The organism is Pseudomonas sp. SK2, from assembly GCF_016772395.1.
Taxonomy (GTDB): Bacteria; Pseudomonadota; Gammaproteobacteria; order Pseudomonadales; family Pseudomonadaceae; genus Aquipseudomonas; species Aquipseudomonas taiwanensis.
Map to the genome: position 1 here is coordinate 4398214 of NZ_CP061944.1, position 21816 is coordinate 4420029.

24 protein-coding genes and 1 tRNA gene are annotated in these 21816 nt (G+C 62.3%); 7 read left to right on the plus strand and 18 right to left on the minus strand.

The features are described 5' to 3' along the window. Positions 1-23: 23 nt before the first annotated feature. The 3 genes from iscR to trmJ all read right to left on the minus strand — a co-directional run bounded on the left by iscR (position 24) and on the right by trmJ (position 2254). The gene (iscR, locus tag IF103_RS19795; RefSeq protein ID WP_023382215.1) at positions 24-515 is read right to left on the minus strand and encodes a Fe-S cluster assembly transcriptional regulator IscR; all 492 of its coding nucleotides are present in this window, start codon (positions 513-515) and stop codon (positions 24-26) included. 179 nt (positions 516-694) lie between these two features. Next, a complete protein-coding gene (gene cysE / locus IF103_RS19800) occupies positions 695-1480 on the minus strand; it encodes a serine O-acetyltransferase (protein WP_202675606.1) in 786 nt (261 codons plus the stop codon). 3 nt (positions 1481-1483) lie between these two features. After that, positions 1484-2254, minus strand: coding sequence for a tRNA (cytosine(32)/uridine(32)-2'-O)-methyltransferase TrmJ (gene trmJ, locus IF103_RS19805; RefSeq protein ID WP_023382217.1), 771 nt, complete (start codon positions 2252-2254; stop codon positions 1484-1486). A gap of 151 nt (positions 2255-2405) precedes the next feature. Between trmJ and suhB the strand changes: the two genes are divergently transcribed. Then, complete coding sequence (gene suhB, locus IF103_RS19810) at positions 2406-3224, plus strand: type III secretion system regulator SuhB (RefSeq protein ID WP_023382218.1); 819 nt, start codon at positions 2406-2408, stop codon at positions 3222-3224. Positions 3225-3322: 98 nt separating this feature from the next. On the opposite strand, the gene IF103_RS19815 is transcribed toward suhB, so the two are convergent. The 6 genes from IF103_RS19815 to queA form a co-directional block, all read right to left on the minus strand. After that, a complete protein-coding gene (locus IF103_RS19815; protein WP_023382219.1) occupies positions 3323-3865 on the minus strand; it encodes a glycine zipper 2TM domain-containing protein in 543 nt (180 codons plus the stop codon). 119 nt (positions 3866-3984) lie between these two features. Then, positions 3985-4893, minus strand: coding sequence for a protein translocase subunit SecF (gene secF, locus IF103_RS19820; protein WP_023382220.1), 909 nt, complete (start codon positions 4891-4893; stop codon positions 3985-3987). A 10-nt stretch (positions 4894-4903) separates the two neighbouring features. After that, positions 4904-6766 (minus strand): protein translocase subunit SecD, encoded by a 1863-nt coding sequence (gene secD / locus IF103_RS19825; RefSeq protein ID WP_023382221.1) that lies wholly within the window; start codon positions 6764-6766, stop codon positions 4904-4906. Positions 6767-6829: 63 nt separating this feature from the next. Then, positions 6830-7165: a preprotein translocase subunit YajC gene (yajC, locus tag IF103_RS19830; RefSeq protein WP_023382222.1), complete on the minus strand. Its 336-nt coding sequence runs from the start codon at positions 7163-7165 to the stop codon at positions 6830-6832. A 42-nt stretch (positions 7166-7207) separates the two neighbouring features. Then, positions 7208-8323, minus strand: coding sequence for a tRNA guanosine(34) transglycosylase Tgt (tgt, locus tag IF103_RS19835; protein ID WP_162144435.1), 1116 nt, complete (start codon positions 8321-8323; stop codon positions 7208-7210). Between the two features lie 14 nt (positions 8324-8337). Further along, on the minus strand, positions 8338-9387 hold the full coding sequence (gene queA, locus IF103_RS19840; protein ID WP_023382224.1) for a tRNA preQ1(34) S-adenosylmethionine ribosyltransferase-isomerase QueA: 1050 nt from the start codon (positions 9385-9387) through the stop codon (positions 8338-8340). Positions 9388-9494: 107 nt separating this feature from the next. On the opposite strand from queA, the gene IF103_RS19845 reads away from it, so the two are divergent. The 4 genes from IF103_RS19845 (at position 9495) to IF103_RS19860 (ending at position 12174) form a co-directional block, all read left to right on the plus strand. Beyond that, positions 9495-9579, plus strand: a tRNA-Leu gene (locus tag IF103_RS19845). Positions 9580-9885: 306 nt separating this feature from the next. Beyond that, entirely contained in the window at positions 9886-10539 is a 654-nt protein-coding gene (locus tag IF103_RS19850; RefSeq protein ID WP_027906609.1) for a trypsin-like peptidase domain-containing protein, read from the plus strand. Between the two features lie 84 nt (positions 10540-10623). Next, entirely contained in the window at positions 10624-11103 is a 480-nt protein-coding gene (locus tag IF103_RS19855; protein WP_202675607.1) for a GNAT family N-acetyltransferase, read from the plus strand. 183 nt (positions 11104-11286) lie between these two features. Continuing rightward, positions 11287-12174: a bestrophin family protein gene (locus IF103_RS19860; RefSeq protein ID WP_023382244.1), complete on the plus strand. Its 888-nt coding sequence runs from the start codon at positions 11287-11289 to the stop codon at positions 12172-12174. A 45-nt stretch (positions 12175-12219) separates the two neighbouring features. Here the strand turns inward: IF103_RS19860 and phnE are convergent, their stop codons facing one another. Genes phnE through IF103_RS19880 form a run of 4 tightly spaced genes read right to left on the minus strand, consistent with a single transcriptional unit; the run spans position 12220 to position 15450 of the window. Then, positions 12220-12987: a phosphonate ABC transporter, permease protein PhnE gene (phnE, locus tag IF103_RS19865; protein WP_202675608.1), complete on the minus strand. Its 768-nt coding sequence runs from the start codon at positions 12985-12987 to the stop codon at positions 12220-12222. Then, on the minus strand, positions 12984-13811 hold the full coding sequence (locus tag IF103_RS19870) for a PhnE/PtxC family ABC transporter permease (protein ID WP_027906611.1): 828 nt from the start codon (positions 13809-13811) through the stop codon (positions 12984-12986). Before IF103_RS19870 ends, phnE begins: the two co-directional genes overlap by 4 nt. Continuing rightward, positions 13805-14599, minus strand: coding sequence for a phosphonate ABC transporter ATP-binding protein (locus IF103_RS19875; RefSeq protein WP_023382247.1), 795 nt, complete (start codon positions 14597-14599; stop codon positions 13805-13807). Before IF103_RS19875 ends, IF103_RS19870 begins: the two co-directional genes overlap by 7 nt. Next, positions 14596-15450, minus strand: a complete 855-nt coding sequence (locus IF103_RS19880; protein ID WP_023382248.1) for a putative selenate ABC transporter substrate-binding protein — start codon at positions 15448-15450, stop codon at positions 14596-14598. The genes IF103_RS19875 and IF103_RS19880 overlap by 4 nt, the downstream gene beginning before the upstream one ends. Before the next feature lie 128 nt (positions 15451-15578). Here IF103_RS19880 and selD point away from each other — a divergent pair, with 128 nt between their 5' ends. Continuing rightward, entirely contained in the window at positions 15579-16613 is a 1035-nt protein-coding gene (gene selD / locus IF103_RS19885; RefSeq protein WP_104883336.1) for a selenide, water dikinase SelD, read from the plus strand. Next, positions 16613-17710: a tRNA 2-selenouridine(34) synthase MnmH gene (gene mnmH, locus IF103_RS19890; RefSeq protein ID WP_202675609.1), complete on the plus strand. Its 1098-nt coding sequence runs from the start codon at positions 16613-16615 to the stop codon at positions 17708-17710. The genes selD and mnmH overlap by 1 nt, the downstream gene beginning before the upstream one ends. A gap of 105 nt (positions 17711-17815) precedes the next feature. Here mnmH and IF103_RS19895 read toward each other — a convergent pair whose 3' ends face one another. The 5 genes from IF103_RS19895 to alaC form a co-directional block, all read right to left on the minus strand. Continuing rightward, positions 17816-18202, minus strand: coding sequence for a lysozyme inhibitor LprI family protein (locus IF103_RS19895; RefSeq protein WP_023382251.1), 387 nt, complete (start codon positions 18200-18202; stop codon positions 17816-17818). A gap of 21 nt (positions 18203-18223) precedes the next feature. Beyond that, a complete protein-coding gene (locus tag IF103_RS19900) occupies positions 18224-18763 on the minus strand; it encodes a hypothetical protein (RefSeq protein ID WP_023382252.1) in 540 nt (179 codons plus the stop codon). Between the two features lie 53 nt (positions 18764-18816). Beyond that, on the minus strand, positions 18817-19380 hold the full coding sequence (locus IF103_RS19905) for a GNAT family N-acetyltransferase (protein ID WP_023382253.1): 564 nt from the start codon (positions 19378-19380) through the stop codon (positions 18817-18819). Positions 19381-19923: 543 nt separating this feature from the next. Further along, positions 19924-20307: a YkgJ family cysteine cluster protein gene (locus tag IF103_RS19910; RefSeq protein ID WP_023382254.1), complete on the minus strand. Its 384-nt coding sequence runs from the start codon at positions 20305-20307 to the stop codon at positions 19924-19926. A gap of 150 nt (positions 20308-20457) precedes the next feature. Then, on the minus strand, positions 20458-21666 hold the full coding sequence (gene alaC / locus IF103_RS19915) for an alanine transaminase (RefSeq protein ID WP_023382255.1): 1209 nt from the start codon (positions 21664-21666) through the stop codon (positions 20458-20460). Positions 21667-21816 lie beyond the last annotated feature (150 nt).

The following is a 21816-nucleotide window of genomic DNA, read 5'->3' on the forward strand; positions in this document are numbered from 1 at the left end:
CTCGTCGCTGTCGGTCAATCAGGTCAGTCGACGGCGGACGTCTCAATCTTGTCCAGCTGGGCGGAACGGCCTACGACACGGCGCAGGTCCTGGCGCTGGGCGACTTCCTGCACCTCTCGGCGCATGACGAGGTCGGCCAGGCTGATGCCACTGAGGAATTCGTGGATCTGCTGGCTGAGGTCACACCACAAGTGGTGGGTCAGGCAGGTGTCGCCGGCATGGCAATCCCCCAGGCCCTGGCAACGGGTGGCATCGACCGATTCGTTGACCGCGTCGATGACCTGGGCCACCTGGATGGTTTCCATGCCCCGCGACAGCTGGTAGCCGCCGCCTGGGCCGCGCACGCTGGAAACCAGACTGCTGCGGCGCAGCTTGGCGAACAGCTGTTCCAGATAAGAGAGGGAAATGCCCTGGCGCTCGGAAATGTCGGCCAAAGACACCGGCCCATGCTGCGCGTGCAACGCCAGGTCAAGCATGGCGGTCACGGCGTATCGGCCTTTGGTAGTCAGTCGCATGGCTAATGGGTACCACGGGAGTTACAGGATGTGAGCGAGTATGCGATTCCCGAGCATTTAAGTCAACTATTAGACCTACTGCTTTAGTCGGGTTTGCATGCGGGAGGCGGGCGCGATTGTAGCAGCAATGGGGCGTGAGCACACGCCCCATGTATCAGTATGCCTTCAGCCTGGCGCGATCAATGCGGCTGAGTGTCGCGCTGGGCCGGCTGCACGATCTCGGCGAAGTCGTCATCGGGCAGGGCCGGCAACTTCGTGGCACAGTAGTCGCTGCCCATCTTGGTCAAGGCACCGCACATGCCTTCCAGGCGGTCGTCGACCGCCTGCAGGTGGTCGAGCATCTGACCGATGGCGCGGGCCACCGGGTCCGGCATGTCGCCACTGACGCCATAGGCATCGAAGCCGATCTTTTCGGCCATGGCCTTGCGCTTGGCCTCGAGTTCGTTGTCGTCGGACTTGACGATGATACGCCCCGGAATACCCACGGCGGTCGCACCGGCCGGAACCGCCTTGGTCACCACCGCATTGGAGCCGATCTTGGCCCCTGCCCCGACAGTGAACGGTCCCAACACCTTGGCGCCAGCCCCCACCACGACACCGTTCTCCAGCGTCGGGTGGCGCTTGCCTTTGTTCCAGCTGGTGCCACCCAGCGTCACGCCCTGGTACAGCGTCACATCATCCCCGATCTCGGCGGTTTCGCCGATCACGATACCCATGCCATGGTCGATGAAAAAGCGCCGACCGATGGTCGCCCCGGGGTGGATCTCGATCCCGGTCATCCAGCGGCCGAAATTCGAAACCAGGCGAGCCAGCCACTTGAAATCGCGCTTCCAAAGGGCATGCCCGAGCCGATGCAGCCAGATGGCGTGCATGCCCGGGTAGCAGGTGAGCACCTCGAAGGCATTGCGCGCCGCAGGGTCACGGTGGAAAACGCTTTGGATATCTTCACGCAGACGCTCGAACATCTGTCAGTCCTTCCGCTTATGCGGCTCGCCCCGTGCGACCTTCTGGGTCTCGGTGAGGATGCCGCGCAAAATGCTCATTTCCGAACGATTGACCGCGCTGCGCCCATACAGCCGACGCAAGCGTGGCATCAGGTGCTTGGGCTTCTCAGGGTCAAGGAAGCCGATGTCCACCAGGGTTTTCTCCAGGTGTTCATAGAACAGCTCCATCTCGTCCATGGTCGCCAGCTCGTTGCTGCGCAGCGAGTTGGCTTCGAACTTCTCGACTTTCGAGGGCGCACCCTCTGCCGCCAGCCAGGCCATGCGCACTTCATAGGAGAGCACCTGGACGGCGGCAGCAAGGTTCAGCGAGCTGAAGTCGGGGTTCGACGGAATGTGCACGTGGAAGTGACATCGCTGCAGTTCTTCGTTGGTCAGGCCGGCGTGCTCGCGCCCGAACACCAGGGCGATCTCTTCGCCACCGCGGGCATGCTCCACCGCCTTGGCCCCGCACTCGCGGGGATCGATCAACGGCCACGGGATGCTGCGCTCACGGGCACTGGTGCCCATGACCAGGCTGCAGCCGACCAACGCCTGCTCGAGGCTGTCGACCACCTGGGCATTGTCCAGCACATCGTCGGCGCCGGAGGCGCGGGCGGTGGCATCGACCGCCGGGAACTCTTTTGGCTGCACCAGCACCAGACGCGACAAGCCCATGTTTTTCATGGCACGCGCAGCGCCGCCGATGTTGCCGGGGTGGCTGGTATTGACCAGAACAACACGAATATTTTGCAGCAAGGTGTTGTGCTCTCAGATGCAGGTTTGGGGGGTAACGATCTTACAGAACCGACCAGCGTAACGCCATGAAAGCAAATGTGACACTTCTGCCGCCAAAGTTTTCTGCTAGAATGATCGGCTTTCTTCTTTAACATCTCCAGGTGACCCTCCCATGCAGCCTATGCTGAATATCGCCCTGCGCGCCGCTCGCAGCGCCAGTGAACTGATTTTCCGCTCCATCGAACGCCTGGACAGCATCAAAGTCGATGAGAAAGAGGCCAAGGACTACGTCTCCGAGGTCGATCGCGCCGCCGAGCAAACCATCGTCAATGCCCTGCGCAAGGCCTACCCGAACCACTCCATCCAGGGTGAAGAGACCGGCTTGCACGCGGGTACCGGCGAAGAAGGCAAGGACTACCTGTGGATCATCGATCCACTGGACGGCACCACCAACTTCCTGCGCGGCATCCCTCACTTCGCCGTGAGCATTGCCTGCAAATACCGTGGTCGCCTGGAGCATGCCGTAATCGTCGACCCTGTGCGCCAGGAAGAATTCACCGCCAGCCGTGGCCGTGGCGCCCAACTCAATGGCCGCCGCCTGCGCGTCAGCTCGCGCACCAGCCTGGAAGGCGCCCTGCTGGGTACCGGCTTCCCGTTCCGTGACAACCAGATGGCCGACATGGACAACTACCTGGGGATGTTCCGCGCGCTGACCGGCCAGACCGCCGGCATCCGCCGCGCTGGCTCCGCCAGCCTGGACCTCGCCTATGTAGCCGCCGGCCGCTTCGACGCCTTCTGGGAGTCGGGCCTGTCCGAGTGGGACATGGCAGCAGGCGTACTGCTGATCCAGGAAGCAGGCGGCCTGGTAAGCGACTTCAACGGTGGCCACGACTTCCTCGACAAAGGCCACATCGTTGCCGGCAACATCAAGTGCTTCAAGGCGGTACTGACAGCCATCCAGCCGCACCTGCCAGAGCACATGAAGCGTTAAGCGCGCATTGCACGCACGAAAAAGCACCCCGAGGGGTGCTTTTTTTGTGCCTGTAGCAGCGGCGCTGACTAGGTGAACCGCGCCGACCTGAGCCCCTCTTACTGCTGGGCGTCGCTCAGGATCAGCTGGCCATTCTTGTCCACCGGAATGGTCGAGCCAGGTTCGTGATCCATTTTCACCCGACCCACTTTGTCACCGATGGAATAGGTCACGTTGTACCCGACCACCTTCTCACTGACGTCATGCACCGTGCTGCAGCGCGTCTGGGTGGTGGTGTAGGTGTCGCGCTCCTGCATACCTTCCTGCACCTTGTTACCGGCATAGCCACCACCGACCGCACCGGCCACGGTGGCGATCTTCTTGCCGGTACCACCCCCGATCTGGTTACCCAGCAGACCACCGGCAATGGCACCGACTACGGTACCGGCGATCTGATGCTGGTCCTTGACCGGAGCCTGACGGGTTACCGCCACGTCCTTGCAGACCTCTCGCGGCGTTTTCACCTGCTGCTTGATCGGCTGAACGTCGGTGACTTGAGCATACTCGGGGCCTTTGTTCACCAAGCTGTAGGTCGCCACAGCACCTCCGGCGGTAACACCGACAGCACCCAGAACCGCACCCACCAGCATTGATTTGTTCACGTGAACCTCCTGATCGTACCCGCGGGACTCACCCGCCTTCTCCCTGCCTTGGAACGAAAAAAAAGGCGCGAGTTCAACACTCGCGCCTTTTGAGGTGCCGGATGGCGAAGGATCGATCGTTAAGGACGGTCGTCCACACCCTCGGTCTTGGCAGGCGGAATCAGGTCTTCACTGCTCAGATTCAGCCAGATCAGCACCACGTTGGCGATGTAGATCGACGAATAGGTACCGGCCATGACACCGATGAACAACGCCAGCGAGAAGCCAAAGAGGTTGTCGCCACCGAAGAACAGCAGGGCTGCGATCGCCAGCAAGGTCGATACCGACGTGGCGATGGTGCGCAACAGGGTCTGGGTGGTCGAGACGTTGATGTTCTCGATCAGCGAGGCCTTGCGCATCACCCGGAAGTTCTCACGCACCCGGTCGAACACGACGATGGTGTCGTTCAGCGAGTAACCAATGATCGCCAGCACGGCCGCCAGCACCGTCAGGTCGAAGGTGATCTGGAAGAACGACAGGATGCCCAGGGTCACCACGACGTCGTGGATAAGCGAAACGATGGCACCGACCGCGAACTTCCATTGGAAGCGGAAGGCCAGGTAGATCAGGATGCCGCCCAAGGCCAGCAGCATGCCCAGGCCGCCCTGGTCGCGCAGCTCTTCACCCACCTGCGGGCCGACGAACTCGACGCGCTTGACGGTCGCCGGGTTGTCGCCGCCAGCCTTCTGCAAGGCGGCAGCCACCTTGTTGCCCAGCTGCGGGTCATCGCCCGGCATACGCACCAAAAGATCGGTGGTGGCGCCGAAGCTCTGCACCACGGCTTCGTGGAAGCCCGAATCGACCAGCTCTGCCCGGACGGCCTTGAGGTCGGCGGGGCGCTCGTAGGTCAGCTCGATCAGCGTACCGCCAGTGAAGTCCAGGCCGAAGTTGAGACCCTTCTGCCACCAGCTGAACAGTGCCAGTACGGTGAGGAGCACAGTGATGGCGAACGCGACATTGCGCACGCCCATGAAGTTGATGGTTTTCATCGCAGCTCCCTCAAACCCACAGCTTCTTGATGTCACGCCCGCCGCAGGTCAGGTTGACCATGGCGCGGGTCACCATGACGGCGGTGAACATCGAGGTGAAAATCCCGAGGGACATGGTGACCGCGAAGCCCTTGACCGGGCCAGTGCCCATGGCGAACAGGATGCCACCCACCAGCAGGCTGGTCAGGTTGGCGTCGATGATCGCGGTATAGGCGCGGTTGAAACCTTCGTGAATGGCACGCTGCACCGACATGCCGGCATTCAGCTCCTCACGAATACGCGAGAAGATCAGCACGTTGGCGTCCACCGCCATACCCATGGTCAACACGATACCGGCGATACCAGGCAGGGTCAGGGTCGCGCCCAGCAGCGACATCAGGGCCAACAGCAGCACCATGTTGCCCGCCAGGGCGATGGTGGCGATCACACCGAAAGCGCGATAGATGGCGATGATGAACAGCGAGACGAACAGCATGCCCCACAGGGACGCATCGATACCCTTGGTGATGTTGTCGGCACCCAGGCTCGGGCCAATGGTACGTTCTTCAGCGAAGTACATCGGCGCGGCCAGACCACCGGCACGCAGCAGCAGCGCCAGCTCGGAAGATTCGCCCTGGCCATTGAGGCCGGTGATGCGGAACTGGCTGCCCAGAGGCGACTGGATGGTCGCCAGGCTGATGATCTTCTTCTCTTCCTTGAAGGTCTGGACCGCGACGTCCTTCTCAACGCCGTCGACCATCTGCTTCTCGTAGCGAGTGACCGGCTTCTGCTCGATGAAGATCACCGCCATGCTGCGCCCGACATTGGAGCGCGTGGCACGGCTCATCAGTTCACCACCATGGCCATCAAGGCGAATGTTCACCTGTGGACGGCCATGCTCGTCGAAGCTGGCCTGGGCATCGGTCACCTGGTCACCGGTGATGATCAGACCCCGTTCGACTGCAGCGGAACGACCGCCTTCGCGGAACTCGAAGACCTCGGTAGTGGCCTTGGAGGCACCGGGTTCGGCACCGAAGCGGAACTCGAGGTTGGCGGTTTTACCCAGGATACGCTTGGCCTCGGCAGTGTCCTGCACGCCTGGCAGCTCGACCACGATACGGTTGGCGCCCTGACGCTGTACCAGCGGCTCGGCCACGCCCAGCTCGTTGACGCGGTTGCGCACGGTGGTGAGGTTCTGCTTGATCGAGTATTCGCGGATCTCGGCGACTTTCGCCTGGGTCAGCGCCAGACGCAGCACCGCGACATCGTTGCGCTCGGTGGTGGTCAGGTCGAAATCATTGAAATTCTTGCGGATCAGGACACGTGCCTGCTCGCGGGTAGCATCGTCAGCGAAGCCCAGCATGATCCCGCCATCCTGCTGCGGCAGGCTGCGGTAGCGGATGCGCTCTTTGCGCAGCAAGGTCTTCACCTCGCCTTCGTAGACCTTCATGCGGGCCGTCATGGCCTTGTCCATGTCCACTTCCAGCAGGAAGTGCACACCACCGGACAGGTCCAGGCCGAGCTTCATGGGGCTTGCACCCAGGTTGCGCAGCCACTGCGGGGTGGTTTGCGCCAGGTTCAGGGCCACGACGTACTCATCGCCCAGTACCTTGCGTACCACATCCTTGGCTGGAAGCTGGTCTTCCTGGTTGGTCAGACGCACCAGACCACTGCCCTTTTCGCCCAGGCTCGCGCCCTTGACGGCGATGCCGGCATCGGCCAGCGCCTTGGTAGCGCGGTCCAGGTCGGCCTGGCTCACGTGCAGCGCGGAACTGGCGCCGCTGATCTGCACCGCCGGATCATCCGGGTAGAGGTTGGGAGCGGAATAAATAAAGCCGATCGCCAGTACCAGCACGATCAGTGCGTATTTCCACAGAGGGTATTTGTTCAGCATCACGCCGCCCGTTCAAGACGCGGGGCGCGTTGCGCGCCCCGACTGGTAAGAAAAAACGGTAACTCAGATAGCCTTGAGCGTACCTTTTGGCAGGGTCGCAGCCACGGCGCCCTTCTGGAACTTCAGCTCGACGTTGTCGGAAACTTCCAGAACCACGAAATCATCGGAAACCTTGACGATCTTGCCAGCGATACCGCCGTTGGTGACAACTTCGTCACCTTTCTGCAAGTTGCTCAGCAGGTTCTTCTGCTCCTTGGCACGCTTGGCCTGAGGACGCCAGATCATCAGGTAGAAGATGACCAGGAAGCCAACCAGGAAAATCCACTCGAAGCCAGTACCGGCGGGGCCGGCGGCAGGTGCAGCAGCATCCGCGTAAGCGGCGGGAATCAAGAAGCTCATTGGGCACTCCAGTTGCTAAGTTTTAATAATAAGAGCGAACAGTCAGTCCAAAGGCGGCACAGGCAGCCCGCGTTTGGCATAAAAGGCGTCGACAAAGGCGGCCAATTTACCCTGTTGAATAGCCTCGCGTAAACCGGCCATCAAGCGCTGGTAATGGCGCAAGTTGTGGATGGTATTCAGCATGCTGCTCAACATTTCGCCGCACTTGTCCAAGTGATGGAGATAGGCACGGGAGAAGTTGGTGCAGGTGTAGCAATCACAGGTCGGGTCCAGCGGCGAATCATCGTGGCGATGGAACGCATTGCGGATCTTGATCACCCCTGTATCGACGAACAGATGGCCGTTACGCGCGTTGCGCGTCGGCATCACGCAGTCGAACATGTCGACGCCGCGGCGCACACCCTCAACGAGATCTTCCGGTTTGCCTACCCCCATAAGGTAACGAGGTTTGTCAGCAGGCATCTGCGCCGGCAGGTAATCCAGCACCTTGATCATTTCGTGCTTCGGTTCGCCCACCGACAGGCCGCCAATGGCAAGGCCGTCGAAGTCGATGTTGACCAACGCTTCCAGCGAGCGCATGCGCAGGTCCTGGTACATGCCACCTTGGACGATGCCGAACAGTGCCGCTGTGTTGTCACCATGGGCGTTCTTCGATCGCTGGGCCCAGCGCAGCGACAGCTCCATGGAGGTGCGCGCCACGTCGTGCTCGGCCGGATACGGCGTGCACTCGTCGAAGATCATGACGATGTCCGAACCCAGGTCGCGCTGGACCTGCATGGACTCTTCAGGGCCCATGAACACCTTGGAGCCGTCCACCGGCGAGGCGAAGGTCACGCCCTCTTCCTTGATCTTGCGCATGGCACCCAGGCTGAATACCTGGAAACCACCGGAGTCGGTGAGGATAGGGCCTTTCCACTGCATGAAATCGTGCAAGCCGTTGTGCTTCTTGATCACCTCGGTACCTGGACGCAGCCACAGGTGGAAGGTATTGCCGAGGATGATCTCGGCGCCGATGGCCTCGATGTCACGCGGCAGCATGCCCTTGACCGTGCCATAGGTACCCACCGGCATGAACGCCGGGGTTTCCACCGTGCCACGTGGGAAGGTCAGACGGCCACGACGGGCCTTGCCGTCGGTGGCCAGCAGTTCGAAGGACATTCGACAGGTGCGACTCATGCTTGATCCTCTGGGCCGCGTGGCGCCGGATTGCGGGTGATGAACATGGCATCACCGTAACTGAAGAAGCGGTACCCCTGCTCGACCGCCGCCGCGTAGGCAGCCATGGTTTCGGGGTAACCGGCGAAGGCCGAGACCAGCATCAGCAGCGTGGACTCCGGCAGGTGGAAATTGGTGACCAGGGCGTCGACCACATGGAAGGGACGGCCTGGGTAGATGAAGATATCGGTGTCGCCGCTGAAAGCCTTGAGCACACCATCGCGGGCCGCGCTTTCCAGCGAACGTACGCTGGTAGTACCGACCGCCACCACTCGGCCACCGCGCGCACGGCAGGCATCGATGGCATCGACCACCTCCTGGCTCACCTCAAGCCACTCTTTGTGCATGTGGTGGTCTTCGATCTTGTCGACCCGCACTGGCTGGAAGGTGCCCGCCCCCACGTGCAGGGTGACGAAGGCCCGTTCCACGCCTTTGGCGGCGATTTTTTCCAACAACGCTTCGTCGAAGTGCAGCCCGGCAGTGGGTGCCGCTACCGCGCCCGCACGCTCGGCATACACAGTCTGGTAGCGTTCACGGTCGGCGCCTTCGTCCGGGCGGTCGATGTAGGGCGGCAACGGCATGTGCCCTACCCGCTCAAGCAACGGCAGCACCTCTTCGGTGAAGCGCAGTTCGAACAGCGTTTCGTGGCGCGCGACCATCTCGGCCTCGCCACCACCGTCGATGAGGATCAGCGAGCCGGCCTTTGGCGCCTTGCTGGAGCGCACATGGGCCAGAACCCGGTGGCTGTCGAGCACCCGTTCTACCAGCACCTCCAGCTTGCCGCCGGAAGCCTTCTGGCCAAACAGCCGCGCCGGGATCACCCGGGTATTGTTGAATACCATGAGGTCGCCAGGGCGCAGGTAGTCGAGCAGATCGGGGAACTGCTTGTGCGCCAGCGCCCCGCTAGGTCCATCGAGGACCAGCAGACGGCTACCATGGCGCTCGGCCAGCGGATGACGAGCGATCAGGGAATCGGGGAGTTCGAAAGAAAAATCGGCGACGCGCATGATGGTGTTCGGTTCGACAGGGCCGCAAAGTTTAGCCCAATGTGTGAAAATTGACTATGAAACACGATTGACCGACCCAAGACACCTCTCTATACTGCGCGCCACACGCCCTGATGGCGGAATTGGTAGACGCGGCGGATTCAAAATCCGTTTTCGAAAGGAGTGGGAGTTCGAGTCTCCCTCGGGGCACCAAATCCGAAGAAAACCGACCTTATGGTCGGTTTTTTTGTGCCTGTAACCAGGCTCCTGCCCTGTACCCTTGCTACCGCACCGAACCTGCCAATGACACGCCATTAATTGGCGCCACGCCAACGACTGTGCCGCCTGCAGCCATGCCTGGATTCTATTGGCCAGCAGCCAAGCCTCTACTTAGGATGTTATTCGTCGGATATACGCAGAAAGCATTGATCGAATGATGTCATCTGGCCATAGTTGCGCTCCCGTTTTTCCACCTCTGTGTGTGCCATGAAAAAAACCGCGCCCTGCCTGGCTGCAATGATGCTGCTCAGTGGGTGCAATGGAATGCCAACCTCCTACGTCTCAGATCCCGTCTACGACCAGGCTTTCGTGGTCACCTCAGGTGCTCCGCTGCCGATGCTGCTGATGGCCTCGGCCATTCAGTGGAATGAAGACTATGCGGTAACCGCCAAACACACGCCCTTCCTGCGCAACGTGGTCCACGAAGGCCTCGGCGACGTGGTGTTCTTCAAGCACAAGGCGGCGCAGGTTCCCACCTGGCGCCAGTATGTGCCGGGCGAGTCGGTCACGGCGGTAGGTTTCAACAGCTTCATGGTCCCCGTTCAGGGCACCGGTCATGCCCTGCCATCGCTGGTACGCCTGGAAGGTACGCCAGGCAGTGTGTTTTATTCGGTACACGACGGGCCGATGGTCAAGGGCATGTCTGGCGGCCCGGTGTTTGCTGGAGACGGCAAGGTGGTGGGTATCAGCGTCGCGTTCATCCCCACGAAGCAGATCGACGCGCAGAGCCGGCCGGACCTGGCCGGGCGTGAGCGCGTCAGTGTGTTCATGTCCTACAGCGAAATTGCCAAGGAATGGCGACGTTTCCAGTACCTGCAGGCGCGCAAGGCCAATCCTCGCGCGACGCCGCCAGCCATCAAGGGCTATGTGGCAACCGCCAACCCAGGAGGCTAAAGCGTTCAGGGGCAGCTTGTCCGATCGGCGCCACCGATGGAAGATGACGGACCATGAGCAATCATCAGTAAGGAACGCTGCCCCATGCTCCTGACACATCGCCCCGCGCAAACCGCCGATATACCCGTCATCTGCTGTTTCCCCCAAGGTCCGGACGAACTGTTCTACATGTTCCCCAAGGCCAGCTACCCGCTGACACCTGCTCAGTTGAGCGACGCCATCGCCCAGCGCAGTGGCTCGACGGTGGTCGAGGGCGAGGGCGTGGTTCTGGGCTTCGCCAACTTCTACAAGGCAGAAAGGGGCGGGGTTTGCGCATTGGGCAATGTCGTCGTGGCGCCGGCGGCGCGTGGCCGAGGGGTGGCGCGCTATCTGGTGCAACGCATGGTCGATCTGGCCCGCGAACAATTCGCGGCGCGGGAGGTGTGGGTGTCGTGCTTCAACCACAACACCGCGGGCCTGCTGCTTTATCCATCGCTTGGTTTCGCGCCCTTCGCAATCGAAGAACGGCACACCCCGGATGGCAAGCGGGTGGCGCTGGTGCAAATGAAGCAAGTGACAGGTTGACCCTTCACCTTTGCCAGGCTCTGCGTGAAAAGTCTTGAGACGAAGGTCAGGCTGTTTTCAACGCAGCATCACCGAGTAGCAAGGCTTTTCATACAGCGCCTAAAACCCTTGGTCCCGTTACAGCGAACCTTCCCTTCTCCTCGACGTCCGAACCTGCATCGCCCACGTTTCGAGGTAGCGCGTGTGAAGAACCTCATCGCCCGCCAGTACCGCCTGGTGGTGAAGACTTTCGGTTACATCGGTTGGTCGCTGTTCTGGCTGCTGATCTGGGATGTGCTGGTCACCATCGACTTCATGCTGTTCTTCAACAGCAAGTTCACCCTGCCACTGATCCCGCTGACCCTGCTGGGTTCGGCGCTGGTGGTGCTGGTGAGTTTTCGCAACAGCAGTGCCTATAACCGCTGGTGGGAGGCCAGGACACTCTGGGGCGCGTTGGTGAACAGCTCTCGCAGCTTTGCCCGGCAGACGCTGACTTTGATCGATGACCCCACGGAGGGCCTGAACCCGGCCAAGGCAACCCTGCTGCGCAGGCACATCGCCTACGTCAACTGCCTGGCGGCACACTTGAAGGGCGAGGCCTGCCCGGATGAACTGATGGCGTTCATCCCCTTGGACGAGTTCGAGCGGCGCAACCGTTCCAACAATTTCGCCAACGATATTCTCAGCGGTTCGGCAACCCTGTTGGCCAGGGAATACCAGGCTGGCCGCCTGGACAGCATCCGTCTGGCGCGGCTGGAGTCCACCCTGGTGGACCTCTCCAATGCCCAGGGCGGCATGGAACGAATCGCCAACACGCCCCTGCCCTACCCCTATGTGTATTTCCCACGGCTGTTCATCACCTTGTTCTGCCTGATCGTGCCAATCGGGCTGGTGGAATCGCTGGGGTGGTTCACGCCCCTGGCGTCGACGGTAGTGGGGTTCATGTTGCTGGCCATCGAGCGTATCGGCACCGACTTGCAGAGCCCGTTCAAGTTCAGCGAGCACCAAATCCAGATGGACACCATCTGCGAAACGATCGAGCGGAACCTGGAATCGATGCAGCGCGAGGCGCAGCGCGGGGAACGGGTGTAGGCGCCGGCTTGCCAGCGGGGGGCCGCAAAGCGGCCGGTCCCTCTATCAGGCGCGCACGAACCGCTGGCGCAACAGATCACTCAACGCATCGACCAGCAGGACCAGCACCAGCATGGCAATGATCACCGTACTGGCCTGCGCTTCCTGGAACAGGCTCAAGGTGGTGTAAAGCATCTGCCCCAATCCCCCCGCGCCGACGAAACCCAGCACGCTGGCCATGCGGATGTTGTTTTCCCAGCGGTACAAACTGTAGGCCAGCAGCTGAGGCCAGAGGTTGGGCAACGTCCCGAAACAGAACGCAGCCAGCTGGCTACCACCTTGCAAACGAATGGCCGCCGCCGGTTCCGGTGACGCATTCTCCAACGCTTCGGCGAACAGACGCCCCAATACCCCGGCGGTATGCAGTGCCAGCGCCAGGGTACCGGCATTCGGCCCAAGCCCGGCAGCCAGCACCGTCAACGCAGCCCACACCAGTTCAGGTATGGCCCGCAGGGCGTTCAGCAGCAGGCGCGCGGCAGCCTGTAGCAGCCAGCCGAAACGCCCTGCCGCAGGCAATGCCAGCAGCATCCCCAAGCCCATTGCGAGCAGGGTGCCCATCCCGGACATGGCCAGGGTTTCCAGGGCACCACGCCCCACTGCGCGCAGGTGCTCGCCAGTCAGGTCAGGCCGCAGGAACCGCCCGGCATACTCACCCATCTGCCCCAGGCCACCGTTGCCGACCATCGCATGAAGATCCAGCTCAAGGTATGCGAAAGACGCCACCACCGCCGCGATGATGACAGCGACCACCAGCAGGTTGATCACCCGGTTCATGCCAACCTCCCCCGCAGGAAGCGGCTGAGTTGGTCGGCCAGAAATACCAGCACCAGAAACGCCAGCAGCATGCTTGCCACTTCAGCACCGGCGAACATGCGCATCGAGAGGTCTATCTGCTGGCCAAGCCCACCGGCGCCGACGAAGCCCATCACCACCGAAGCGCGCACCGCGCACTCCCAGCGGTATACGGTGTAGGACACGACCTCGGCTCCAGCCGTGGGCAGAATGCCGTAGAAGAATGCGGTCAGTCGGCCACTGCCGGCCTGCAGCAACGCATGGGCCGGGCGCTGGTCGACCGACTCGAAGATCTCTGCGTAGACCTTGCCGAGCATACCGCTGTAGGTAATGGCGATGGCCAGTACCCCGGCTGTCGGCCCCAGCCCCACGGCGCGCACGAACAGCAGCGCCCAGACGATCTCCGGCACACTGCGCAGGAAGATCAGCAGGCCGCGCACGGGCATGCGCAGCAACCGCGACCACAGCCCTGCCCTACCGCCCCTGGAGGCTGCGCGCAACGACAGGGCGCGGCTGGCCATCAGGCTGGCCGGCACCGCCAGCAGCAGCGCCAGGGCCATACCGGCAGTGGCCACGGCCAGGGTCTGCAACGTCGACTGATACAACAGCGCCAGGAACTCGTGGTCATGGGCTGGCGGCCAGAACGCGCGGGTGAAACTGGCGATCTGCTGCCGGTTCTCTGCCTGCAGCAACACACCAGGATCGAGCTCGCTCAACTGCAAACCGGGCCACAACAGGGCCACGGCAATCAGGCTCAGCAATAAGCGCGGCAGCAGCGCCGGGTCGCGGACATCGGATTTCAGCATCGTGGAATCTGTACCGTCAACGTCGGGCTGGTCGTGGGGGGCGACGCCAGTTGCTCGTTGGCATACAGCGCATCCAGGCGTGCTTCGCTGACCGCCGCCGCGGGGCAATCGAACGCCACCTGGCCATCACGGATGCCTACCACCCGAGGGAAATGCGCCAGAGCCAGGTCCACGGCATGCAGGCTCGCCACCAGGGTCACGCCATTGGTCATGGCGTGGCGGTTGAGCAAGGCCAGGCTGTGATCGGCCAACACGGGGTCCATGGCCGACACCGGCTCGTCGGTCAGCAACAGTTCAGGCTGCTGGTAAAGCGCCCGGGCGATGCCGACCCGCTGCAACTGGCCGCCAGACAACTGCCCGCACTGCACGAACAGTTTATCGGCCAGCCCCAGCTCGGCCAGCGCCTGACGCGCCCCCGGCACGTCGCTTGGGTAAAGCAGGTTGAGCAAGCCACGCAGGGTGCCCCACCGTCCGAGTCGGCCGGCCAGCACCGCCGTTACCACTCGCTGGCGCGGCGGCAAGGGCGGTGCCTGATGCACCAGCCCCACCCTCGTGCGCAAACGCTGACGAGCCCCTGCGGACAGGCTCCAGGGTTGTTCGCCAAACACCTCCAGGCGGCCGGCACTGGGCTCGATGGCCGTCGCCATCAGGTGCAACAGGCTGGATTTGCCAGCCCCTGAAGGACCGATGATCGCAACCCGTTCACCCTGCTCGATCCGCAGGTTGACGGCATTCAAGGCACGAACCTGGCCGTGTCGCAGGTCGACGTTGTGAAGATGGATAGTCACTTGAGCAGGCCGGCCTCACGTGCCGCTTGCTCGGTGCCTGCATAGTTCTCAGGCTGGGTCTCGATGAAGCGGCTGGCGGCCTGCAGGTCGAGGATCGCCTTGTGCTCCGGGTTGGCCGGGTCGAGGTCGAGGAAGGCCTTCTTGATCTTTTCCTTCAGCTGCGGATCCATGTTGCCGCGCACGGTCCAGTTGTAGTCGTAATAGGCCGGGGTAGTGGCGAACACCTTGACCTTGCTGGTGTCGACCTTGCCGGCATCGACCAGCTTCTGCCATACGCTGGCATTGAGCACGCCACCATCGACCTTGCCGGCCTGAACCCAGGCAACCGTCGCGTCGTGCGCACCGGAGTAGGCCACGCGGCTGAAGTAGCTCTCCGGCTTGATGTTGTCTTCCTTGAGCATGAAGTAACGCGGCATCAAGCTACCGGAAGTGGACGAAATCGAACCGAAGGCGAAGGACTTGCCCTTCAGGTCGGCCAGGCTCTTGACGTCCGGATTGGCAGTGATGAACTTGGAGGTGAATTGCGCGTCCTGTTCACGTTGTACCAATGGCGTAGCTTTGGGGTCCTTCAGGTGCACCTGGACGAAGGTGAAGCCTCCCAGCCAGGCCAGGTCCAAGCGGTCGGACGCCAGCGATTCGACCACTGCCGGGTAATCGGCCACCGGCACGAACTTCACGTCCATGCCCAGCTGCTTGGACAGATATTCCCCCAGCGGCTTGAACTTGCGCAGCAGTTCGGTTGGCGCTTCGTCTGGGATGGCACTGACTCGCAGGGTATCGGCAGCCTGGGCGATGACGGCGCAGCAAGACAGCGCAAGTCCGGCTGCAAGGGCCAGAGGGCGTTTGAGCATTGGGGTTCTCCGGTTCAATAGCGGGGAAAGGGCCGGCATCCGCGCCGACCGTGGCAAGTATAAGAGTCCATGGCGCAAAGACCAGCTTTGCTACAATCGCGCAACATCATTGAGCGCACGAGGTGCATATGAGCGAGCCGATTCGCCTGACCCAATACAGCCACGGTGCCGGCTGTGGCTGCAAGATCTCTCCCAAGGTACTGGACGTGATCCTCGCCGAAAGCGGTGCACAGGCCCTCGACCCGAAGCTCTGGGTGGGCAATGCCTCCCGCGACGATGCCGCCGTCTACGCACTGGACGATGAACGTGGCGTGGTCTCGACCACCGACTTCTTCATGCCCATCGTCGATGACCCGTACGATTTCGGCCGCATCGCCGCCACCAATGCGATCAGCGACATCTACGCCATGGGCGGCGACCCCTTGATGGCCATCGCCATTCTTGGCTGGCCGGTCAACGTACTGCCACCGGAAGTGGCTCGCGAGGTGATCCGTGGCGGGCGCGCCGTGTGCGCCGAAGCAGGCATTCCATTGGCAGGTGGCCACTCCATCGACGCCCCGGAACCGATCTTCGGCCTGGCCGTCACCGGCGTGGTCAGCAAGCATCACCTCAAGCGCAACGACACCGCTACCGTGGGCTGCCGTCTGTACCTGACCAAACCCTTGGGCATCGGCATCCTCACCACCGCCGAGAAGAAAGCCAAGCTGCGCGAACAGGACCACGGCCTGGCCCGTGACTGGATGTGCACCCTCAACACCCCCGGCAGCCGCTTTGGCAAGCTTGGCGGCGTCAAGGCCATGACCGACGTGACCGGTTTCGGCCTGCTCGGCCATTTGGTGGAACTGGCCGAAGGCAGTGGCCTGACCGCGCACCTGAACTACACAGCCGTACCGCGTCTACCCAGTGTCGACCACTACCTGGCCGAGGGCTGCATCCCAGGAGGCACCCTGCGTAACTTCGACAGCTATGGCCACAAGATCGGCGCCTTGAGCGACGAGCAGAAGCACCTGCTGTGCGACCCGCAGACCAGCGGCGGCCTGTTGGTAGCCGTTACTCCAGAGGGTGAAGCGGAGTTTCTCGACGTAGCTGCAGCGCTTGGCCTGAAGCTCGCGCCGATCGGCGCGCTGGTCGAGCGACAGAGCCACGCGGTCGAGGTGATCTGATGCGCCCCGACTGCACCGATTTTCGCCAGCTGTTCCTCGACGACGCGCCCATGATGGACATGCGCGCGCCCATCGAGTTTGCCAAGGGGGCCTTCCCGGGCTCCGTCAACCTGCCGCTGATGACCGATCAGGAACGGCAGAAGGTTGGCACCTGCTACAAGCAACAAGGCCAGGCCGCCGCCATCACCCTGGGCCACCAACTGGTCAGCGGCACTACCAAGCGCGAGCGCCTGCATGCCTGGGCCAGCTTTGCCAAGGCCCACCCCGACGGATACCTGTACTGCGCCCGCGGCGGCCTCCGCTCGCTGATCGTCCAGCAGTGGCTGCGTGACGAGGCCGGCATTGACTACCCACGCATCAAGGGTGGCTACAAAGCCATGCGCACGTTCCTGCTGGAAACCACCCTGCAGGCGGTGGCGCAATGCGATTTCGTGCTGGTGGGCGGCCTGACCGGCACAGGCAAGACCGATGTCTTGCACCAGCTGAGCAACGTGCTCGACCTGGAAGGCCATGCCAACCATCGCGGATCCAGTTTCGGCAAGCGTGCCACCGCACAGCCTTCGCAGATCGACTTCGAGAACCGCCTGGCCATCGACGTACTGAAGAAGCGCGCTCGCGGCATCGACCAGTTCGTGCTCGAGGATGAAGGCCGTATTGTCGGCAGTTGCTCGGTGCCGCTGGAGTTGTACCAGGGCATGCAGCAATATCCGATGGTGTGGTTGGAGGACAGCTTCGGGAACCGCGTGGAGCGCATCTTGCGCGATTACGTGGTCAACCTGAGCGCCGAATTCATCGCACTGCACGGCGAGGAGCTTGGTCAACGACTGTTCGCCGAGCGCATGCTGCAAAGCATGAGCAATATCCACAAGCGCCTGGGCGGCGAGCGTTTCCAGCGCTTGTCCGAGATCATGCGCCAGGCGCTGGACGAACAGCAGCGCTGCGGCGCGGTGGACCTGCACCGGGGTTGGATCGAGGGCTTGCTCAACGAGTACTACGACCCGATGTACGCCTACCAGCGCGAGGCCAAGGCCGAACGCATCGAGTTTGCCGGCGATGCACGCGAGGTGCGTGAGTACCTGAAGGCGCGCAAGCGATAAAGGATGGCTGCGCGACTTGCGCACTGACACCATCGCCGGCAAGCCGGCTCCGGCGAGGACTGCGCCAGGAGTCGACTTGCCGGCGAGCGTGACGGAGCCCCCACATCACTGCCCAGGGCTGAGCACCCGATCCAGCTCCCCCGCCCGCTCCCGAGTCATGTCCAGCATGCACATTCCACCTTCAAGCAGAGCCATGGTCCCGCCACTGGCCTGCACATGGAACTGGCAGTTGCCGTCGCGATAAGCGATCCACTGGCGCTGCACCTCCCGCAGACGCTTCTGCTGACCGGCATCGAGCTTGGCCATCAGCCGCTTGTAGACCCGGTTCAACCGCTGGTCCTGCAGCGCGGTCTCCTGTTGAATGCATGCACTCATTGCCGCCGTACTGGCCGCCTTGTCCATGCACTGGCCATAGCCCTGCGAGTTTTCCTCGGCCCATGCCTGCGGCAGCAAACCGGCCACTGCAAGGCCTATCAAAAAATGTCTGATCATCATCGTCCCTCCTGGCGAGCATCAGAATGCCCGCGGCTGCTCCGGCGGCATCAGCACCTTGCCAGGCTCGAAGCGCAACGATGGCATCTGCGTGGCGGCATAAAAGGTCACCCCAAGCGCCGCAATCAATGCCACATCCAGCCAGTTCCAACCTGGCACATCGTCACGGCTGCGGGCCTTCCAACACTGCCAGGCCTGGCCGGCACAGAACACGACGATTGCCGCCAGCCACAGGTAGAAGCCCGCACCAAAGCCGGTTCGCTCATGGAACTCATAGCTGATGTTATCGGGCAGGCGTTCAATGCCGAAGCTGCTGGCGGCGAGGTACAGCGCCCCCAAACCCAGCCCCAGGGCCAGCCGTCGGAAGCGCCGATGGCTCAGGAATGCCAATGCCAGCAGCGGATTGGCGAACCACTGGAACAACCCGAAGGGCACGCCCCAGGGCCCGTAAAGCAGCATCTGCAGTGCTGGCATGTGCCGATCAGCGCCCATCAGGGCGCCATCGAACGCCAGGCAGAGCAGGTACAAGGCGAGACTCAAGGTGAGGTAGAAAGCTGGCAAACGGCGGCTCCGTGCTCAATCGTCGAGATTGCCGACCATACAGCACCGGGCGGTCAGACGACAGGCGGCTCAAGTAACAGACCGTATATCCCCGAGTCGGACAGCTCGCCCGCCACGCACCAGCGTGCTCGCAGCGTGCCTTCCAATACGAATCCCTGGCGTTCCAGGGTACGGGCCGAACCGCTGTTGCGCGGGTCGATTTCCGCTTCAAGGCGGCGCATGTGCAAGGTGTGGGCGAGGTAATCGATGAAGCAGGTCAGCGCTTCATCCATGTAGCCCCTGCCCTGCACGGCGCTGGCCAGGCAATAGCCGATTTCGCCACGGCGGGAGACGTCATCGATATTGAACAGCTGCACCATGCCGATCAGTTCGCCGTTGTCACGGCGATACATGCCCAGCTTGAGCTGGTCGCCATTGGCGTACGCTTCGCGGTCGGCGGCCAGTGCGCTCTGGGCTTCGGCAAGGTCTTGCCAGGGTGCGTGGTGCCAGTAACGCATGACCTCGGGGTCGGCCATGATCTTCAGCCATTGTGCAGCGTCGGCGTGGCGCATCGGGCGCAACTGCAGGCGCGGGCTGTCGAGGCAGAGGTCACTGGGGAAACTGCGGGGTGGGGTCACGCCGGATCTCCTGTCCATGGCTGGGGAGATGACAGTTTAACGTCATGTGGGGTGGGTGGGGGTATGGCTTGGGTTTGGAGTGGGCGGCGGGTGCATGTCTGGCGTTTGCGGTGGTGCTGAAACCGAGCGCCGCCCGCGCGGCGCATCGCGAGCAAGGCTCGCTCCTACGTCTGTTTCGGGCCAATGAGTCCTGCGGGATTTGCACGCGAACGCCTGGCTGCATAGCGCGATACCGTGCCGTACAAACAAGGCGGTCGCGCGCGCCTGTCACTGGCGTTACTGGCCCGAAACAGACGTAGGAGCGAGCCTTGCTCGCGATGCGCCGCGCGGGCGGCGCTCGATCTCAAGAACGCTGCAGCTCTATCGGCGAACACGCCTCAAGCCCAGCACCACCGGCAGCTCATCGAAGGCGTGGTCGAGCCGGATGCCGGGCTGGATGACGTACAGGTCGCGACACGGCCAGACCGAAGTCTGCACGCGCACCGCCCCCTGCCCTACTGAAGCATTCGGTTTCAGATTCAGAACCTTCTTACAGCTGACGCTTCAGGCCACCTCGGCCCCATCATCCGGCCAATGCGGCTCGTTGGCCTCTGGTGGCGTCAACGGAGGCAGGCCATAGAACGCCCGCGCATCGTCGCAACTTGGATTATGCACCCCACCCTCCCAAGACGCCTCGAACTCGCGGCATGGGCTGGAACGGTTGGCGTAGATGGTGCACGCGACTTCCTTGCCAATCTCGCCCTGCAGGCTGACGCAGCGGCAAGGCTTGGCGTCGGTGCCGATCATGGCAACACGCGTCGGGTTGATTTGCACCACCAGGTCATCCGGCACAAGGCCGCCGGCAGACTGGCATTCGCCCCAGAAAAAGGACACACGGAAATACCCGCAGCAGGCGCCGCAGTCAAGGCAAGGGTTGTATTCGGACATGATGGCACGGAGGGAAGGTTGTTGTTATCGGGGTTGGCCCGCGCGCCATTTGTAATCGAAGCCAGGTCGGCTGAGAAGAGGGGTAATGCAAAAATAGTTTGCCGTTGATCCGGCAATGGCAGGGGCCGCTTCACAGCCCCTGCCCGTGTGCTATTTACGGGCCAGGCCGTCAGCTCGGAACATCTGGCGAATGCCGCGAATCGCCTGGCGAATCCGGTCCTGGTTCTCGATCAGGGCAAAGCGCACATGGTCATCGCCATAGTCCCCGAAGCCAATCCCCGGCGACACACAAACCTTGGCCTCGGCCAGCAGCTTCTTGGAAAACTCCAGCGAACCCAGGTGTGCGTACTGCTCCGGGATCTTCGCCCAGACATACATCGACGCCTTGGGGTTCTCGACCATCCAGCCCAGCTCGTGCAGCCCCTTGACCAGCAGGTTGCGCCGCTGGCGGTACTGCTCGGCGATATCACGCACGCATTGCTGGTCGCCCTCAAGTGCAGCAATCGCGGCCACCTGCAGCGGGGTGAAGGTACCGTAGTCGTGGTAGCTCTTGATCCGCGCCAGGGCGCTGACCAGCTCCGGGTTGCCGACCATGAAACCGATACGCCAGCCGGCCATGTTGTAGCTCTTGGACAGGGTGAAGAACTCCACCGCAATGTCCTTGGCCCCCGGAACCTGCATGATCGACGGCGCTTTCCAGCCATCGTAGACGATGTCGGCGTAGGCCAGATCGTGCACTACCAGCACGTCGTACTGCTTGGCCAACGCCACCACGCGTTCGAAGAAGTCCAGCTCCACGCATTGCGCGGTAGGGTTGGAGGGAAACCCAAGGATCATCATCTTCGGTTTGGGAATCGACTCGCGAATCGCTCGCTCGAGCTCGTTGAAAAAGTCCACACCCGGCACCAGCGGCACAGAACGCACCTGCGCGCCGGCGATGACCGCGCCATAGATGTGAATCGGGTAGCTCGGGTTGGGCACCAGCACCGTGTCGCCATGGTCAAGGGTGCCAAGCATCAGGTGCGCCAGGCCTTCTTTCGAACCGATGGTGACGATGGCTTCGCTTTCCGGGTCGATGTCGACCTCGTAGCGATCCTTGTACCAGTTGGAGATCGCACGACGCAGGCGCGGAATACCGCGCGAGGTGGAATAGCCATGGGTGTCTTCTCGCTGTGCGACCTGAACCAGCTTCTCGACGATGTGCGGCGGCGTGGCCCCGTCGGGGTTGCCCATGCTCAGGTCGATGATGTCCTCGCCACGGCGACGGGCCGCCATCTTGAGCTCGGCAGTGATGTTGAAGACGTAAGGGGGGAGACGATCGATGCGCGCGAAGCGGCGCGGCGAACCTGGATTGGCCATGGTTTCCTCTGAGAACGTAAGCGCCCGGAACCGTCCGAGCGACGCTGGCCGCTGCGGCGGCCTGAATCAGAAGATAATGCCGATACAGGTTATCTGTAAATGATAATTTCCTGTTTTGTTAGACCTTTTCAGACGATTTTATTGAATATT